The organism is Syntrophomonas sp. (assembly GCF_028707975.1).
In the GTDB taxonomy this organism is placed as follows: domain Bacteria; phylum Bacillota; class Syntrophomonadia; order Syntrophomonadales; family Syntrophomonadaceae; genus Syntrophomonas.
The window spans coordinates 1-18,193 of record NZ_JAQVZX010000040.1; the positions used below are offsets into that span (position 1 = coordinate 1).

Genomic DNA, 18,193 nt, shown 5'->3' on the forward strand with positions numbered 1-18,193 from the left:
AGGGAATAACCCCCGCACTTTTATGAAGGTTTGGGATAGAAACGCGTTTTCAGGCTGTCCCGCAGTTCGCCCCGCAGGTCAGGATGAGCAACGGAGATTAGTTCCAGGGCTCTTTCTCTTCTGCTCTTATATCTAAGTTGGGCTATCCCGAATTCGGTAATTACATAGTTGGTAAAGGTACGGGGAACGCTTACCGGGGTACCAAGGGGCAGTTCCGGAACGATATTGGATACGAGACTTCCATCCGGCATTTTACGGGCGGCGCCCAACATGTTTATGCCCTTGCCTCCCTCTGACCAGTAAGCCCCAATCAGGAAATCCAATTGCCCCCCTACTCCACTGACCATGGTATGTCCCACTCCTTCACAGGAACTATGGCCACTGAAGTCAATCATCAAAGAGGTATTCATAGCTATCATATTGGGATGCTGGGCAATAAAACGAGGGTCATTAGTATATGATCCGGGATATAACTGGCAGGAAGGGTTTTCGCTGATATAGTCATATAAAGCCTGGTCACCCAGGATAAAAGAGGCAATACTGATTCCTTTAAAGATTGGTTTACGGGAGTTGTTCACAATTCCTTCCTCCACCAGTTGCGGCAGAGCCAGGGGAAGCATTTCGGTAAGAATACCCAGGTCATGTTTGCCTTTCAAGCCGGTAGCTACCGCCTCAGATATCCCGCCCAATCCCATCTGTATGGTGTCACCATCATTAATTAATTCCAGCACATAGTTGCCAATCTTCTGCTCTACTTCAGTGGCCTGGCCTCTTTTAAAAGCCGGTATAGGTGCAGATCTCTCAATAATATAGTCAAATTCAGCTATATGCATCCAGTTATCCCCGAATACAATGGGCATCTGATCATTAACTTCGGCAATAACGGTTCTTAAGTGACCCCTTTTTCTTCCCCCCCGGATGGCGTCCAGGGTATAAAAACAGGTGGGACCCAGATTGACATAACCATGCTTGTTGGGAGCACTGACCATCAAAGCAAAGACATCAGACCTTTGGGCATATTTATCGCCGGCATCCATGGTGGTAGCCGGGCAGAAATCCGAAAGCTGAGCCGCATACATTTTTCTGATGGTGGCAATTCCAAAAACCGGCATATGGGTAATGCGTCCTTCGATACTGCCCATAAACTTGGGATCATAGAGTTTTGAAGGATAAACCTGAATGGAATCGCTTATTATTACATCCTGGAGCTCTTCATGACGATCCAGTATGGCATCAAACATCTGCCCCGAACATGAACCGGTACCCAGTGGACTCCCCACTACATCTCCGGATTTTACCAGTTTGGCCGCTTCTTGGTAGGAAACCATTTTTTTATTATATTCTTGTTTCCATTTCTCTAATGCCATTCTATTTCCTCCCCTTTTGCTAAAATATTAACCCGCTGGAAAGCAATCTGCTCCTTCTGCGGAGCGGGTAACTGCCAGGCGGATCTTAAAAATTATTTGCCTTTGAATTCAGGAACCTTTTTCTGCCGGGTGAATACCGCCACTCCCTCTTCGGAGTTATTACTACCTTTTTGACGGAAATTCAACCTCTATCAAATCGCTTTAATTTCTATTATTGTTTATGTCTAACCAGTTTAAGTTTTATTTAATTCTATGTTAATTAACTGTTTTGTGAAAGTCAAGCTCCTTTTGGATAAATATAAGCATGATGTCACTGCAAAAAATTATTAATATGCATTCGTTTGCATAAATATACTCTCGCCTCTAACCACGCATGTTTGCAACACCTGGGGCTCGTTATATTGGTGCAATCCTTATGCAAAAAAGGGTTTTAGCAGTGAGGTCAAGCATTCTTTCCCTAACGCTCCGGCACAAAACGGAATGAAATTATTTTGCCTATAAAAAGGGTGGGGGTAAAACTTATACAAGCCAGCAAAAAAAGGCCGGTACCCATCCACTTGCCTAAATAGTAGATCAGGTACCGGCCAGAAATGCCCTATTATTTTTTCTTCATCCGGTTAGCCAGCAGGCTAATCATCATGTTCTGATTCCTGTTTTCCATTACTATAGCAGCTTCCAGGCTGCCAATATCAATGTTCAGGTTAACTGCTTCCTTGGTCAGCTTCATTGCCAATGGATCTTTCTGAGCTATGGCCTGGGCTATTTCCAGGGCCGTGTCAAATAATTTCTCTTTCTCCACACAACGGGAGGCAAAACCAAGCCGCATGGCTTCCTCAGCATTCATCCAGGCCCCGGTGTATAGGAATTCATAGGCCCGTCCACTACCAATAATGCGGGGTAAGAAATAGCTGCTGCCCATATCGGCTCCGGCCAATCCTACATTGACATAGGCGGCAGAAAAGCGGGCATCCGGAGAAATCACCCGCAGGTCAGATGCAATGGCAAAGCTGAAGCCGGCCCCGGCAGCAGCCCCGTGTACCACGCAAATAATGGGCTGGGGACAATTCCTCATGTTTATCTGCAGCTCGCCAATGGGCATTTGCAGATCATACATGGCTGGAATATCAGCCATTACTTCGGGCTTAATAATATCCACTACTTCCATACCAGCACAAAAGCCCTTTTCGCCTTCGCCTTTCAAAATAACGACCCGGGTCTCAAGATCCCTTTTCAGCTTGAGCCACAGGTCGTTTAATTCGTTTAGCATGTCCATATTCATAGCATTATACTTTTCCGGGCGATTGAGCGTAACCACCAATATGCCTTTTTCCAGTTTCTCTGTCTTAATGGTCTGGTAATCGTAATTCATTGCTTAACCCCCTTATATTATAAAAATCAGCTAAAACAAAACCCTGTCTCTGTCACCACCTTCCATTTTGGTTTCATAGAAACCTCCAGCACTTGTACTACTACTGGCTATTTCAATTTCCATCTTATTAATTATATTCTTAATAATCTCTTGAGGCTTGTCAAGCCATAGCTCGGAAAGAAGTAAAAAGTGAGAGATAAGGGGAAGAGAGGGGCAGTAATCAGGAGATTTTAACTTTTCACCACTCACGGATAGAATCCAATGAAAAGCCCCTCTCGCAAAAGAGGGTCAGGCAGGCTTCCACCACCTCGCGGTCGTATAGTTTTCCAGCGTTCTGGGCAATCTCCTCCAGGGCATACTGAATACCTAGCGCGGGACGATAGGGTCTATGCGAAGAAATGGCTTCCACTACATCAGCCACGGCAATAATACGCGCTTCCAGCAGAATATCCGGCCCCAACAAGCCGTAAGGATAGCCGGAACCGTCCAATTTTTCGTGATGCTGCAATATAATCTGGGCCACCGGATAAGGGAAATCTATCGATTTAAGCATTTCATAGGCATTGAAGGGGTGGGTTTTAATAATATCAAACTCGATGGGACTCAAGCGGCCTGGCTTGGAAAGGAATTCGGCCGGAATGCTGATTTTGCCTATATCATGAAGGATGGCGGAAATATGTATTCCCTCAATAATCTCAGCGGGAAGGCCCATTTCCTCAGCAATGGCACAGGCCAGCACACTCACCTTTTTTTGGTGTCCTGAGGTATAGGGATCGCGCTTTTCCAACATGGAGGCTAAACTTTCCACAGTCTGCAGGAGTACATCGCGCAGCTTGTTTTCAGCCGCGTAGCGGGCCCTTATGTGCTCCCATTCCCGCAAACCTCGCAGGATAAAGTCGGGGAGACCAGCAAAGGCTTCCGGCGATTTCACCAGGTAATCCAAAGCCCCGGCTTTAATCGTTTCTACCGCCAACTCCTCGTTGCCGTAACTGGTCATCATGATGATAGGATAGGACAAGCGTTCCTTATCCGGAGAAAACAGCTCAATTCCCCGTCCATCAGGAAGCAGCCAATCACAAATAACGATATCCGGTTTCTTGTCCTCCATGTATATCCGGGCCTCCATCAGATTACTGCTGAATCTCAGCTTGAAGCGAGCCCAGCGTTCATCCTCAAAGGCCCTCTTAATCAGCTCAGTATGTAGTTCGTCATCCTCAACAATAAGAACTGAAATAAGCTCTTTCATTTCGCAGTACTCCTAGCTTTAACCCCCACTATTTTACCGGGTTGGTATTGCACTTCAGCCAGTAGCGCCCCAGCTTTAGCATCAAGTCGTTGAATTGTTGAAATTCCATGGGTTTGACCAGGAAGCTGTTGGCGTAGTAATTGTAAGCTCGGTAAATATCATTCTCCGACTCGGAAGAGGTCAATACTACGGTGGGAATAACCTTTAAATCCTCCGCTTCCTTAATTTCCTTTAAAACTCCCAGACCATCTATCTTGGGCAGGCGCAGATCCAGTAGAATGAGGTTGGGACGGGGATACTTCTCCTCCTGGCTATATTCACCCCGGTGAAACAGATAGTCCAGGGCTTGTTCTCCATCCGTAACATGAAAAACATGGCTTTTTATCTGCTGGTCTTCCAGGCTGCGCATGATAAGCTCGGCATGGTCTTCGTTGTCTTCCACCAGCAGTATGCTAAGCATTGACTCATCCATCATTTTTCTCCTTTCGTCATACTATCTGGAACGGCAGGCAGGGTAAAATAGATAGTACTACCCTGGCCTGCTCCAGCTGACTCCACCCAAATACGCCCCTGGTGAAGCTCAATAATCCTTTTTACCAAAGCCAATCCGATCCCGGTACCTTCTGTGTTTTGATCTAGTTTATCGAAAAGGCCGAAGACCTTTTCCGAGTATTTAACTTCTATTCCGATACCATTGTCTTTAATAAAAAAGCCGCACTCACCTTGACTGGGGAAATAGCCAATTTCTATCCGGGGATGTTCCTCTGCTCCCATAAACTTGATGGCGTTTTCCAACAGGTTTTGCACGACTTCGGCTATTCGCCTGCGATCACCGTGCACCCAGGGCATATAAGGAGCTATCGCTACCTCCGCCTTTTTCTGGCTGATAGGCCCGGAAAGTAATTCAACCACCTCGTGACAGAGCTGGTTCATGGGAAATTTGCTGTAAGGGTTTAAAATACGTCCGATACGCGAGAGTTCCAGAAGATCTTCCAGCAGTTCCTCCATCTTGCCTGAGGCATTGATGATTCGCTGTATGTCTTTTTGCAGGCGATCAGTTTTTCCTTTCTCCAGGTCTTGCAGGAGCAGTCCGGAAAAACCTTTTATAGTAATAAGGGGACTGCGCAAATCATGGGATACGGTATAGGTGAAGCGCTCCATCTCGGCATTTTTGGCTTCCAGTTCTTCTATCTGCTGCTGTATCGTGGCTTCCGCTTCCTTCCGTTCGCTGATATCTGTGTAAAGGACATAGTAGCCCGAACTGGCAATGGGAATCATGGTAACCAATACCGGCAGCAATTCACCGTTCTTCTTTTTTCTCACGCTTTCCCGGCTATTTGCCTGCCCGCTAGAAACCATCCTGGACATGAAAGCGGATTCTTCTCTCAGTTCTTCCGGAACCAGCACTTCCTCCAGAATACAACCCCGGCATTCTTCAATATTATAGCCAAAATGTTCCATAAAACGCGGATTTATATCCAGCACTCCATGTTCAGCATCACAAAGAACGACTCCATCTGGGGTGTTGTAAAATAGCGCCTGCAGGTTGGTGCTTTGACGATAAATCTCTTCCTCCGCCCTCCGGCGCTCACTGAGGTCGCGGATAGCCGCCGCCCTGACTTCACGACCCTGGTAGATAAAATCCCGGCCCTGAATTTCTACTGGAACCCTGCTGCCATCCTGGCGCAAAGCTACGGCTTCGTAGGGGGCCTGGCTGGCGCTCATCATCTGGCTCTTGACTATTTCTCGAGCTTCCGGCGCCGTAAAATCCATAACATTAAGCCCGATAAGCTCCTCCCGGCTGTAGCCAAACAACTTTTCCGCGGCCTGATTGGCTTCGATACAAATACCATTCTCGGAAATGATAATTCCCTCAAAACTGGCTTCAGATAAAGCCTTAAAGCGGGCTTCGCTCTCTTGCAGTATCTTTCGTGCCTCTACCTGATCGCTGATATCCCAGGCGGCCAGAATAATATGCCCGTCCGGCAGCGATACGCTATGTATATTAAAAAAGCGCCTTTCCCCATCCCGGCGGCGCAAAACGATCTTTCCCTTCGAGTATCCTCTTTCTTTCAAATTGTGGTACCAGGTTTTCATAATTTCCTGGCGATGGGGCATTTCCGAAAGCACTTTTTCTTCCCAAACCTGGCTGGAACTGACCTCTTCCAGGTTATAGCCAGTATATTCTATAAAACGCGGATTAACATAAAGGGTTTTACCCTCCGGGTTGACCAGGGCAGTCGCTACCGGGTTATTCTCCAGCATAAGCTGCAAGGACTCCTTCTGTCTTAATAAATCAGCTTCCATTGCCTTGCGTTCATTGATATCAAAAGCCGAAACTATTACCGCCGGCTCTCCCTCGATGCTGGTATATCTAGCCTTCAGGTGTACCCAGAAGCTGTTCTCCTCTTTGCCCAGCAGTTGCAGTTCATAACTTTCCTGCAGTTCTTCCCCACGCTGTCGGGCCAATCCTCTTTCCCGGCCCAAATCACGAAACTCCGGATGGATTACATCCCAAAAGTCCATGGCATAGAGCTCTTCCAGGCTATATCCTAAATTCCTCTGCAGGGCCTGGTTAGCATAAGCAAACTTGCTTCCCCTTAAGATACAGATAATTATATCGGTATTATCAGCGAATTCCTTAATTATGTCCAAGTATTTTGATTCAATCATACTTTTGTCCTTATTTTTGACATATTTCCATATTTTAATTGAGTATAACACAGGCTCTTTTTATTGTATAGGCTTAAGATAACGGCTAAATCCACACGGGGGATAGCAGTTTGCGTGAAACTATACTGCTCTTTTAGCTGCCCCACTCAGGTCATATTTTGGCTGTTTTTAGGTATAAAGGCTGGTAATTATCCCGGTATTATATTCTCATTCTGAACCGGTTACCGGTGCTTTGAAGAATTCTCAAACAACTTGACGGTTCCTGCTTTACTGTTTTCAGAGCAAGCGAAGTAGAGTGCAAAGAAAAGAAAGGCGGGTAGAAGCGGAAACGGGAAATTCCCCCGCCGCGCCTAATTTATAGGTATTTAAACCTGCACCGCCTGTCGGCTGCGGAGTTTGTTTATGGCCGTCTCCAACCCCTCTACCGTCAAGCTTTCCATGGGGAAAATCTCGGCGATCTTGCTGATGGTAAAGGTCCCCTCCATCCAGTTCCAATAGTTTTTGGGAATGGGATTTAGCCATACTGAATATTCAAAATGCTGGCGCATGCGTCTAAGCCAATCAATGCCGGGTTTATCATTGTAGAGGCCCCACTCAATAATGCCCCCTGCCCGCATCAATTCATAGGAAGACATGCTGGCATCACCCACAATTATAAGACGATAGTCACTATCATAGGTTTTCAGGACATAGTCCGTCTCGGTATAATCAGTCAAACTGCAGCTCGGGTCGTGGTAAAGCCAATCATAGATGCAGTTATGAAAATAAAATATTTTTAAGTCTTTAAAATGGTTGGAGCGGTTTACCGCTGTAAACAACTGGTTACACAAGCGACTGTAGCTAACCATGGATCCTCCTGAATCCATCAACAACAGCACCTTTATTCCATTCTCACGCGGTCTTTCCCAGACCAATTCCAGCCGCCCCGCATTAGAACAGGTCTTGTCAATAGTTGCCTCCAGATCCAATTCCGTTCTGGCTCCATCCAGGCGGGTGGTAAACTGCCTGAGCTTCCTCAGCGCTACTTGAAACTGGCGTACTCCCAGGGTTTCATCAGTGCGAAACTCCTGGTATTTCCTCATTCCTGCTACCTTGACGGCAGAAAGGCTGCGAGTATTGCCTCCGATGCGTATGCCTCCGGGATGATAGCCGGAATGGCCAAAGGGAGAAGTGCCCCCGGTGCCTATCCAGCGATTGCCACCGTGATGTTCCTCATTTTGCTCGGCCAATCTTTCCTCCAGCATTCGTTTTAGCTCCTCCAGGTCAAGCTGCTGGTGATTGGCCCGCATGGCTTCACTTACTTCCATCTCCGGTAGTTCCTTGTCCAGCCATTCCCAGATTTTTTCCGGCAGGCCTTCTGGGGTTTCAATGTCGCCAAAGAAACTGGCAAACGCCTGGTCAAAGCGATCATAATGGGCTTCGGTTTTAACCAGTACTGCCCGGCAAAGATAATAAAAGCCAGTAAGGCTGGATCCGGCCATCCCTGCTTCCAGGGCCTCCAGCAATAGCTGCCACTCATTGAAAGAGACCGGAATACCGAAATCCTTAAGTGTATAATAGAATTTTGTAAACATAATGAACCTCGCTTCCCAGGCAAGCCCGGCAAAAGATTAGTAACGATAGCGGTTAAAACTACCCTTCGCATTCTGTACCCTGCTCTGGGCTTTGCCATGCAACTGGTTCAATATAATATCCAGGTCTTCGTTTTTCTTGAGCAGTACTCCCAAATAGGGCAAATCTTGCTTAATCTTATTGGGATTGATACCCCCGATAACCAACGCTTGCAGCCAGTCGATAAGCTCACTGGTACTGGGACGCTTTTGCAGATTAGAGATACTCCTTAACATGTAAAAGGTCTCCATAGCCTGTTCCAGCAGACGTTTTTCCAGGCGGGGATGGTGGACCGCCACAATCTTTTCCATGCCTTCCGGATCGGGAAAGGCAATATAGTGAAAGATGCAGCGACGCAGAAAGGCATCCGGCAGTTCCTTCTCAGCGTTGCTGGTAATTATCACAATGGGCCGGTTGGCGGCGGTAATGGTTTCCCTGGTTTCGGGAATATAAAAACTCATCTGATCCAGCTCCCAGAGCAAATCATTGGGGAACTCCAGATCAGCCTTGTCAATTTCATCTATCAGTAGAACCACCGGATCGGATGTCAAGAACGCTTCACCCAGTTTACCCAGTTTTATATACTTCTTGATATCGGATACATCGCTTTCCCCAAACTGGCTGTCATAGAGACGCTGCACCGTATCATATACATAAAGACCTTCCTGGGCCTTGGTTGTTGATTTTATGTTCCAGATTATTAACTTGAGCCCCAGCGAATCAGCGATACTCTGGGCCAGCATGGTTTTGCCGGTGCCAGGTTCCCCTTTTATCAAGAGGGGCTTCTGCAGGGCTATGGCAATATTAACACTATTTCTTAACTCATCCGAAACTATGTAGTCTGACGAGCCTTTATAATCAACCGCTTTCCTGGCCATATTTATGATTCCTCCAATTACGTGAAGTTTTTCCCATGATCAACTCAAATATTAGCAGAAATAGAATTACCCGTCAATGAGCCGTAGCAAGCAGAAGCGGCCCAAAATTCTTGCCTTTAAATCCTGCTTGATAATAAAGTCACAAAAAGTAATAAATATTATTATGCTTGCATCAAAAGGGGTTTTTGCATCAGCCATTGAAAATATCCCCCTATCATAAACCCCTCTACCTATAAAGCAAAGCAGCACTTTTCCCGGCCAGGTAGCCGGTGGAAAAAGCTGCTTGCAAATTAAACCCCCCGGTATAGCCATCAATATCCAGGATTTCTCCTGCAAAAAATAAAGCTTTTACCAGTTTCGACTGCATAGTACGCGGGTCTACCTCCTTGACATCCACCCCTCCGGCAGTAACGATAGCCTCATCGATCGGGCGGGTCGCCACCACTGTCAGTGCAAATTTTTTTAAGAGCTGCAGCAATTTCTTTCTCTCTTGCCGGCTTACCTGGTTGCTTTCTTTCTGAGGATCAATTCCACTGAGTCGAACCATTAGCGGGATAAGCTTGCGCGGCAGTAGATCGTCCAGCGAATTTCTAAATTGGCGGCGGGAATATAGAGCCAGATCCCTCTGCAAACGCTGATCCAATTTTTCCTCATTCATGGCCGGCTTAAGGTCCAGAACCAGCCTCACCTTCTCCTGCCGCAGAAGCTCTTCACCTATATCCCGGCTCATACTTAATATTATAGGCCCGGAAACCCCAAAGTGGGTGAAGAGCATCTCCCCAAAATCCTCATTAACCTTTTTACCTTTACTGGTCCAGGCCGTGGCCCGGACATTTTTCAGGCTTAAGCCCTGTAATTCACCAACCCAGCTTTCTTCTACAACTAGAGGAACCAGGCCGGGTCGAGGTTGAACAATGTGATGGCCGGCAGCAGCGGCCCATTTATACCCATCTCCGGTGGAACCGGTTCGGGAATAGGACATCCCGCCAGTGGCTATAATTACAGCATCAGCCACAATCTGTCCCCTTGGGGTCTGAACTCCAATTATCTTTCCGCCCTGAAACAGGAGCGCTTTTACACCCTGAGATTTCTTCACTTCAACCCCCAGCCGGGCCAGATTCTCATATAAAACCCGCACCACATCAAGAGCTTTATCGCTTTGAGGGAAAACCCGCTCACCTCTTTCTACCTTGCAGGCCAGGCCATGTTCTTGAAAAAAACGAATCAAGTCCAGGTTGGAAAAAGCGTTAAGAGCACTGAATAGAAATGGGCCGTTACGGGCATAACCCGCAATAAAACGACTGCGGTCTTCTTCCGCTGAAGTCAAATTGCACCTTCCCTTGCCGGTAATGCCCAGTTTCAGCCCCACCCTTGATTGCTTTTCCAGCAAGAACACCTGGGCGCCACATTCCGCAGCAACTGCTGCCGCCATCATTCCAGCGGCGCCCCCTCCTACTACCAGAACCTTTTTCAAGCCAAGAACCCCCTAATTTTCAAATTTAAATCATGGGGTGTGTAGGGAACAGCCCCCGTGTCGTTCCGAATCAGGCGCAACATCCTTAATTGCGACCGCAGAACATTGTAGGGGCGGTCTTCGACCGCTCGCTTTGTATATTTATGCAACCCTTATGCAACAAAAAGGCTTTTGGCAGTTGAGTCAACCTCACACCTTACCCCTCACTCCTCACTTATAACTCGTCTTGTTTATGTTTTTCCCATCTGTTACAATCTTATTTATATATTACACTAGTTTAAGCGGCTATTTGCGATTGGAGGTATAAAAATATTGGAAAAACCAGCATCCCCAAGTTTCCCCAAGACTATCTTGGTTATTATTGTTTTAATACTCGGATCTATGTATTATTACGCAGCATATGTTGATTCTCCAGAGCCAGAGAGAACCGTAAAAGACTTTTACAGCGCCTACTTTAGCCGCGATTTCGAATCTGTATCCCAAAATCTCAGCGTTTTCTGGTCGGTACGCTTATTACCTCAATATGCAAATCTCAGCCCGGTTCAATTACTGGAAAAAAGGGATAGTATCGAAAAAGACACCAGTCAGACTATCGCTGAAATGGAGTCCAAAAACCAAATTCCCCCAAATATCTCTATTGATATTATGCCCGATTATACCCAGGAAGGCACCAACAGTGCCATAGTAATTTACAGTTTCCAGGAGAATGGGAAGCCTTCTGGCATGGAACTAGCTATTCTAATTAAGGAAAAAGGCCGTTTTAGAATATTTGCCCTTTCCCCGGTAGCTCCCCAGGATTTGCCCCAGATTAAACAAGGAAATATTAAGGAACTGGACGATACTTTTCAAAACCTCTTAAGCAATAGTTAATGCCCTTAATCTAACGGGAGATCTATTAGATATTTCAACTCACGCAGAGAGTGATATGCCCTTCGAATTCTATTGATGAATCTAAAAAAGCCCGGTCTTTTGACTGGGCTTTACCAGCAACAGTACTCGAAGGGGAAGCACTCTCAGTCCGTCCATAGCCTTCACTCCCTTTATCTTGCTCACCTTTACCGAATGTTGCTTTCATGTTTTTCAATGTCGCTTCCTGATTTACCAAGCCGTGCCGTATAAAAGACCAGGTTACACTGAGTCTCGTGACATACTCCCACCACCTACTCTAACGCTTAGAGGTGGGGAACTTCTTACCGCACGAAGTTATAATCCCGGGCCGGAATCCAAAATGGAATAATCGGGGACTTTACACCTGCTGCCAATAACCATTCCCGGATTGACAATAGTGCCAGACCCTATCTGGCATTGCCGGCCTATCGTACAGTCCTTTAGAATGGAACCTGGACCAATATCGCTTTGCTCCCAAATTACAGTATCCTTGATTACTGTACCAGAACCAATACGGCAACCCCGCCCAATTACAACATGACCCAGAAATTTAACCTCATCCCCCAGCTCAACACCCTCACCCAGCAAAACACGCGACTGCCCATTATCCTCCTGAACGATCCCGCCGGGTTCCATGGCCACCCTTCCCTGTAATACATCTACATGAGCTTGCCGATATGTCTCGATATTACCCACATCACACCAGTAATCCTGAACGGAAACAGCATAAAAAGGCGACCCCATTTCGACCAGTTGCGGGAAAAGTTGGCGACCAAAATCGTAGAATTGAGCCGCAGGGATATATTTAAATATTTCCGGTTCGAAAACATATATTCCCGTATTAGCCTGATGGCTAAGAGCCTCTTCCCGAGCCGGCTTTTCCTGAAATCTGCTTATTTTTCCATCTTCAGCAGTTAATACCACGCCGAACTGCTCAACATTCTCCACCTCTTTTAATGCTATGGTGGCCAGAGCTCCTCTCTTGCGGTGTTGGGCCAACAACTCACTGAGGTTCATATCAGTCAAGGCATCTCCACTTATTACTACAAAAGTCTCATCCAGAAACCATTCGCATTTTTTTACCCCGCCGGCAGTTCCCAGTAGTTCCTCTTCGGGCGAATAGAGCAGATTCGAACCAAAGGCATGGCCATCATCAAAATAGCTGCTGATGAACCCTCCCTGGTGATGAAGATTAGCAATTACTTCTTTAAAATGATGACGGCTCAGAAGTTCTATGATATTTTCCATTAAGGGTCGGTTAGCCATGGGAACCATGGGTTTGGGTGTGTCTTTAGTAAGTGGCATAAGCCGGGAACCAACACCTGCTGCCATAATCATTGCTTTCATTTTAATTCTCTCCAAACATATATTGCTGTTTATTTATGATGTCATTGCAAAAAGTAATAAATAGGCATTAGCCTCTTAACCCCTTAAAATATAACACAAAAAACATAGGCCAGAAAATAGGGATAGGACTCCCCTTAGAAGTCCTAAACTATTTTTGGCCTCGTACAATAATCAATTAGCAAATAGTTAAGGTGAGTATTAATCTCTCCGGTAATGAATTTAAAGCGATCATATTCCTTAGCTTTATCTTGGCACCTTAACTCTCTAATAGTATGCTGTAACTGTTCGATACCCCTGATCATTCTCCCCCGGTCATCGACCATAATATAAAATGCCAGCTCACTTAGCTCTTCATATATTTGCCGCATGGCATTCTTATCATTACAAGAGTCATCCAGATGATTAACCAGTGAGAGTATCGCCCGGTAACAGTTTTTTACCGGGCTGTAGTTATTCATTTTCGCTTCCCCTTCTCCCAATCATTTTCTGCAATTTATTGTATTTTTCCATTTATAGTAATCGGTGCCATTATTACCAATGCAGCACCATTAAACATTTTAATTGACCTACCTACAGCAGTCAATATTTTTTTAGGGGAAAAAGGGATTTCATTATCTAACATTTTAAGATAAGGTACTATTTCCATGATCGGAGGATACAAGCACCGATGTTAAAAGTATCTTTGAAGAACGGGGTTTTCTAGGCCGCAATCCAATAAGTTAAGAATTCAAGGGCCTGGCAGCGTTAACTTAAGTTGTTTGCTGCTTAAGGCTTTCTAGTTAATTGCTTTCTTAAAAGCAAGTAATTGATACTATCGACTATGGCCTGCCAAGAGGCTTCAATTATGTTCTCGGAAACACCTACCGTACTCCACTTGCTCTTCTGGTCGGCGGACTCAATTAGCACCCGAACCCTGGCGGCTGTACCTTCATTGCCGTTTAAAACCCGCACTTTATAATCACTCAGGTGCATCTCGCCTATTTCCGGATAAACCTCGGTAATAGCCTTACGCAAGGAATTGTCCAGGGCATTGACCGGTCCATCACCCTCTGCCGCAGTATGGAAAGTTTGTTCGCCAATGGTCAGTTTGACCATGGCTTCGGCAGTTATGGGGGAGTCTTCATTTTTTTCGATAATTAGTTTAAGATTTTTTAGTTGAAAGAAATCCTCATACTGCCCAAAAGCTTTGCGCAGTAAAAGCTCCAAAGAGGCATCAGCACCTTCAAACTGTAGTCCCTGGCTTTCCAGTTCCTTTATCTGTTTTATGACGCGGCGGGTTTCGTGGTCATAATTGTTTATATCAATATTCAGTTCCCGGGCCTTGTAAAGCAGATTAGACAAGCCGGAAAGCTCGGAAACCAGAACTCGTCTGTGGTTTCCCACTTCCTCCGGATCAATATGTTCATAAGTCAGAGAATCTTTTAATAGAGCATTAACATGTACACCGCCTTTGTGGGCAAAAGCTCCATAGCCTACAAAGGGCTGGTTATTAGGATGAGGCATATTGGCTATTTCACTAATATAATGAGAAACTTCGGCTAGGCGTTTAAGATGGCCCGGGGGAAGAGCTCTTTTCGCCATTTTTAATTCCAGGTTAGGGATAATGGAACAGAGATCGGCATTACCACACCTCTCCCCGTAGCCGTTAATAGTCCCTTGAACCTGGGAACAGCCAAGTTTTACCGCTATAAGGGAATTGCTAACTGCCGAGGCTGAATCGTTGTGGGCATGAATTCCCAAGGGTACCCGGGAATGTTTCTGAACTTCTTTAATTATTTCCTCAATTTCCCAGGGCAAGGTTCCACCATTGGTGTCGCATAGAACCAGGTATCCGGCACCGGCTTCCTGGGCCGCTTGTAAAACCTGCAAGGCGTAATCCGCATTATTCTTATAGCCGTCAAAGAAATGCTCGGCATCAAAAAACACTTCCATCCCCTGCTCTTTCAGATAGGAAATGCTTTCTCTAATCATATTCAGGTTTTCTTCGAGAGTAGTTTCGAGAGCCCGCAGAACATGAAAATCCCAGGTCTTGCCGAAAATAGTGACCGTAGCAACACCCGCCTGTTGCAGAGCTTGGAGATTGGCATCCTGCTTGACCCCAATCCCGGGTTTGCGGGTGGAGCCGAAAGCGGTAATACGCGCATGCTTTAAATCTAAATTCCTTACCTGGCTGAAGAATTCCAGGTCTTTGGGATTGCTTCCCGGCCAACCGCCTTCGATATAAGCAATACCCAGATAATCAAGTTTTTCTACTATCTTGAGTTTATCATCCAGGGAAAACGATAGCCCTTCTCCCTGGGCACCATCACGCAGGGTGGTATCATAAATTAAAACATCCAAGGTTTTATTCCCAAGCAGCTTTCCTCCTTAATACTTTCTTTTGTCTTAAGCTATTGGTTTACCAAGCTCCATGCCCGACATTCAGGGTTTATTTCAACTGTTAAGCAGATGAAGAGCGCGACCGGCTCCCTACGATTTTCGTTTTGTAAAATCAGCGTTGATCTGCAACCAAAGGGTCTGGGTCCTTCTGCCTCAAACTTATTTTCTTGCTAAACAATTGTTTGATAGCCTAAGCATATCTTGGCTGCTGTTAAAGGATCCTGATCTTCGCCGCCACCATATCACCTATTTCTTCCGTATTCAACAAGGTTTTGCCCGCTTCCATCAAATCAGGAGTACGGTAGCCCTCCTCCATTATTGTTCTAACCGCCTGCTCTATCACGCGGGCTTCTTCCTCCAGGTTAAAGGAATAGCGCAGCATCATAGCAGCCGACAGAATGGTGGCCAGGGGATTGGCCTTTTTTTGCCCGGCTATATCTGGAGCGCTACCGTGGGAGGGTTCATAGAGGCCCACTTCTCCACCAATAGAAGCACTGGGCAACATACCAATGGAACCGGTCAACATTGAGGCTTCATCGGTTAGTATGTCGCCAAACATGTTCTCAGTAACAATAACATCAAACTGGCGCGGATTTCTAATCAATTGCATCGAGCAGTTGTCCACATACATATGGCTGGTCTCCACATCGGGATATTCCCGGGCCAGTTCATTAACCGTTTCTCTCCACAAGCGGGACGACTCCAAAACATTGGCTTTGTCTACCGAACAGAGTTTATTCCCGCGTTTGCGGGCCACTTCATAAGCAAAACGGACAATACGCTCAATCTCAAATGTGGAGTAACTTAGAATGTCCGTAGCCTTCTGGCCGCCATCCGGGCTTTGCTCCCTCTTTTTCTCCCCAAAATATACCCCTCCGGTTAGTTCCCGTATTACCATTATGTCTACTCCATTGATTACCTCTTCTTTGAGGGCAGAGGCATGCAGCAAACCGGGGAACAGTACACTGGGGCGAAGGTTGGCGAAAAGCCCTAGCTCTTTGCGCAGCGGCAGGAGAGCTCCTACTTCGGGACGCAAATGTACCGGCAGTTCATCCCATTTAGGCCCGCCGATGGCCCCCAGCAATACCGCATCAGAGCTGCGACAGGTATCCAGGGTTTCCGCCGGCAGGGGATGCCTCACAGCATCGTAAGCCGCCCCACCTATCAGGGCTTCACTAAACGCGAACTCATGTCCAAAGCGCAGGGCTATAGCCTGCAATGCTTTAACCGCTTCCGGTACGATTTCCACCCCTATGCCATCTCCGGGCAAAACCGCTATCTTATACATTTACTCCATCCTTCCATTTCGATTCCATTCAAAAATTATTATTATGATTGTATAAATATACCGCTCGCAGTCTACGCATGGGCAACACCTGCGGCTTGTCTCGCGGCTCAAGGGGTACCGCGCTAATCTCCCGTCCATGGGAGTAGCACTCTCGCGACATCCTGTCGCTCGCCCCCTTTCGCCTGCTCGCCTTCGCCGGATGTTGCACCCATGCTTCGCCAACGCTCGCTTGTATATTTATGCAAACCCTCAGCCACAGGGACGGTTCTTCAGGCTGGTATATATCTTAATTAACCTCCCGTGGCCCAGGGACCACAACCACCGATGAAAATTGAGTTAGTAGACTTACTCCTCACTTAATTGTTTTCCCTTCACATAGTTGATAAGGCCACCTTTAGCCATAATCCCCTGCATGAATTCGGGGAAGGGCATGGCTTGAAACTCTTCACCGCTGCTCAGGTTTTTTATATACCCGCTTTCCAGCTCAATTTCCACTTCATCTCCCGCTTTTATTCCCTCTATGGCCGCCTCACATTCCAGTATGGGAAGCCCGATGTTTATAGCGTTGCGATAAAAGATGCGGGCAAAGGAACTGGCAATTACGCAGGATACCCCGGCTCCCTTTATGGCTATGGGCGCGTGCTCGCGGGAACTGCCGCAGCCGAAGTTTTTGTCGGCCACGATTATATCTCCGGGTTTTACCTTATTGGAAAAACCCGGGTCAGCGTCTTCCATACAATGCTGGGCCAGCTCCCGGGGGTCAAAAGTATTCAGGTAGCGTGCCGGGATTATGGCATCAGTGTCTACATCAGCGCCAAACTTGTGAACCTTGCCACTGTATTTCATAATGGAAACCCCTTTCTGGTCTATATTTCCCAGGGAGCAGTGATTCTGCCCTTAACAGCACTGGCCGCTGCTACCGCCGGGCTGGCTAGGTAAACTTCGCTCTCCGGATGGCCCATACGCCCGACAAAATTGCGATTGGTGGTAGCCAGGGCTCTTTCCCCCCGGGCCAAAATTCCCATATGCCCGCCCAGGCAGGGTCCACAGGTAGGAGTGCTGACCACGGCACCGGCTTCTATGAAAGTCTCAATATAGCCCCGGCGCAGGGCTTCCAGGTAAATCTCCCGGGTTCCGGGGAAAATAATCACTCTGATCTCCGGGTGTACCTTTTGCCCTTTCAGCAAGGAAGCGGTAATTTCCAAATCTTCAATCCGGCCATTGGTACAGGAACCTATAACTACCTGATCCAGGCTTACATGAGTGGCCTCGGTGACCGGATGGGTATTCTCCGGCAGGTGGGGGAAAGCCACCACCGGTTCCAGCTTAGATACATCGTATTCTTTGATATCGAAATACACGGCATCCGGGTCGGATTGATAAAGTTCAAAAGGCCGTTTAGCCCGCTTTTTAACATAGTCCAGGGTAATCTCATCAGCTGCAAAGATGCCATTCTTGCCGCCGGCTTCTATGGCCATATTGGCCATGGTAAAGCGGTTGTCTATGGAGAGATTCTCTATTACCTCACCAGTAAATTCCATAGACATATATCGGGCACCATCAACTCCGATATCACCAATGGTATGCAGTATGAGGTCTTTGCCTCCTACCCAACGTGGCAGTCGACCATAATAGACGAACTTGATACTCTCGGGAACCTTAAACCAGGCTTC

The 18,193-nt window shown here is 46.7% G+C and carries 18 protein-coding genes; 1 reads left to right on the top strand and 17 read right to left on the bottom strand.

The features are described 5' to 3' along the window. Positions 1–20: 20 nt before the first annotated feature. From PHP87_RS06795 to PHP87_RS06840, 10 genes are all read right to left on the bottom strand, one after another. Positions 21–1,367, bottom strand: coding sequence for an acetyl-CoA hydrolase/transferase C-terminal domain-containing protein (locus PHP87_RS06795; RefSeq protein ID WP_299919862.1), 1,347 nt, complete (start codon positions 1,365–1,367; stop codon positions 21–23). Positions 1,368–1,965: 598 nt separating this feature from the next. After that, a complete protein-coding gene (locus tag PHP87_RS06800; protein ID WP_299919863.1) occupies positions 1,966–2,736 on the bottom strand; it encodes an enoyl-CoA hydratase-related protein in 771 nt (256 codons plus the stop codon). A 30-nt stretch (positions 2,737–2,766) separates the two neighbouring features. Continuing rightward, a complete protein-coding gene (locus PHP87_RS06805; RefSeq protein ID WP_299919864.1) occupies positions 2,767–2,985 on the bottom strand; it encodes a hypothetical protein in 219 nt (72 codons plus the stop codon). After that, complete coding sequence (locus PHP87_RS06810; protein ID WP_299919866.1) at positions 2,975–3,982, bottom strand: HD domain-containing phosphohydrolase; 1,008 nt, start codon at positions 3,980–3,982, stop codon at positions 2,975–2,977. The genes PHP87_RS06805 and PHP87_RS06810 overlap by 11 nt, the downstream gene beginning before the upstream one ends. A gap of 28 nt (positions 3,983–4,010) precedes the next feature. Further along, the gene (locus PHP87_RS06815) at positions 4,011–4,454 is read right to left on the bottom strand and encodes a response regulator (protein ID WP_299919867.1); all 444 of its coding nucleotides are present in this window, start codon (positions 4,452–4,454) and stop codon (positions 4,011–4,013) included. Continuing rightward, positions 4,454–6,655 carry a PAS domain-containing sensor histidine kinase gene (locus tag PHP87_RS06820; RefSeq protein WP_299919868.1) on the bottom strand — a complete coding sequence of 734 codons (2,202 nt, stop codon included), beginning with the start codon at positions 6,653–6,655 and terminating at the stop codon, positions 4,454–4,456. The genes PHP87_RS06815 and PHP87_RS06820 overlap by 1 nt, the downstream gene beginning before the upstream one ends. 365 nt (positions 6,656–7,020) lie before the next feature. Next, the gene (locus PHP87_RS06825; RefSeq protein WP_299919869.1) at positions 7,021–8,229 is read right to left on the bottom strand and encodes a VWA domain-containing protein; all 1,209 of its coding nucleotides are present in this window, start codon (positions 8,227–8,229) and stop codon (positions 7,021–7,023) included. A gap of 36 nt (positions 8,230–8,265) precedes the next feature. Continuing rightward, a complete protein-coding gene (locus PHP87_RS06830; RefSeq protein WP_299919870.1) occupies positions 8,266–9,144 on the bottom strand; it encodes a MoxR family ATPase in 879 nt (292 codons plus the stop codon). Between the two features lie 66 nt (positions 9,145–9,210). After that, on the bottom strand, positions 9,211–9,342 hold the full coding sequence (locus PHP87_RS06835) for a hypothetical protein (RefSeq protein ID WP_299919871.1): 132 nt from the start codon (positions 9,340–9,342) through the stop codon (positions 9,211–9,213). Positions 9,343–9,370: 28 nt separating this feature from the next. Continuing rightward, positions 9,371–10,618 carry an NAD(P)/FAD-dependent oxidoreductase gene (locus tag PHP87_RS06840; RefSeq protein ID WP_299919872.1) on the bottom strand — a complete coding sequence of 416 codons (1,248 nt, stop codon included), beginning with the start codon at positions 10,616–10,618 and terminating at the stop codon, positions 9,371–9,373. Between the two features lie 312 nt (positions 10,619–10,930). Between PHP87_RS06840 and PHP87_RS06845 the strand changes: the two genes are divergently transcribed. Continuing rightward, entirely contained in the window at positions 10,931–11,488 is a 558-nt protein-coding gene (locus PHP87_RS06845; protein WP_299919873.1) for a hypothetical protein, read from the top strand. A gap of 34 nt (positions 11,489–11,522) precedes the next feature. On the opposite strand, the gene PHP87_RS06850 is transcribed toward PHP87_RS06845, so the two are convergent. The 7 genes from PHP87_RS06850 to PHP87_RS06880 all read right to left on the bottom strand — a co-directional run. Continuing rightward, positions 11,523–11,702: a hypothetical protein gene (locus tag PHP87_RS06850; protein ID WP_299919874.1), complete on the bottom strand. Its 180-nt coding sequence runs from the start codon at positions 11,700–11,702 to the stop codon at positions 11,523–11,525. 119 nt (positions 11,703–11,821) lie between these two features. After that, positions 11,822–12,853 (bottom strand): NDP-sugar synthase, encoded by a 1,032-nt coding sequence (locus PHP87_RS06855; RefSeq protein WP_299919876.1) that lies wholly within the window; start codon positions 12,851–12,853, stop codon positions 11,822–11,824. A gap of 143 nt (positions 12,854–12,996) precedes the next feature. Next, on the bottom strand, positions 12,997–13,311 hold the full coding sequence (locus PHP87_RS06860; RefSeq protein ID WP_299919877.1) for a hypothetical protein: 315 nt from the start codon (positions 13,309–13,311) through the stop codon (positions 12,997–12,999). 307 nt (positions 13,312–13,618) lie between these two features. Further along, positions 13,619–15,193, bottom strand: coding sequence for a citramalate synthase (gene cimA / locus PHP87_RS06865; RefSeq protein ID WP_299919878.1), 1,575 nt, complete (start codon positions 15,191–15,193; stop codon positions 13,619–13,621). Positions 15,194–15,443: 250 nt separating this feature from the next. Then, the gene (gene leuB, locus PHP87_RS06870) at positions 15,444–16,520 is read right to left on the bottom strand and encodes a 3-isopropylmalate dehydrogenase (RefSeq protein ID WP_299919879.1); all 1,077 of its coding nucleotides are present in this window, start codon (positions 16,518–16,520) and stop codon (positions 15,444–15,446) included. A gap of 345 nt (positions 16,521–16,865) precedes the next feature. Beyond that, a complete protein-coding gene (gene leuD / locus PHP87_RS06875; protein ID WP_299919880.1) occupies positions 16,866–17,366 on the bottom strand; it encodes a 3-isopropylmalate dehydratase small subunit in 501 nt (166 codons plus the stop codon). A 20-nt stretch (positions 17,367–17,386) separates the two neighbouring features. Further along, on the bottom strand, positions 17,387–18,193 hold an 807-nt coding region (locus tag PHP87_RS06880), incomplete at its 5' end, for an aconitase/3-isopropylmalate dehydratase large subunit family protein (protein WP_299919881.1).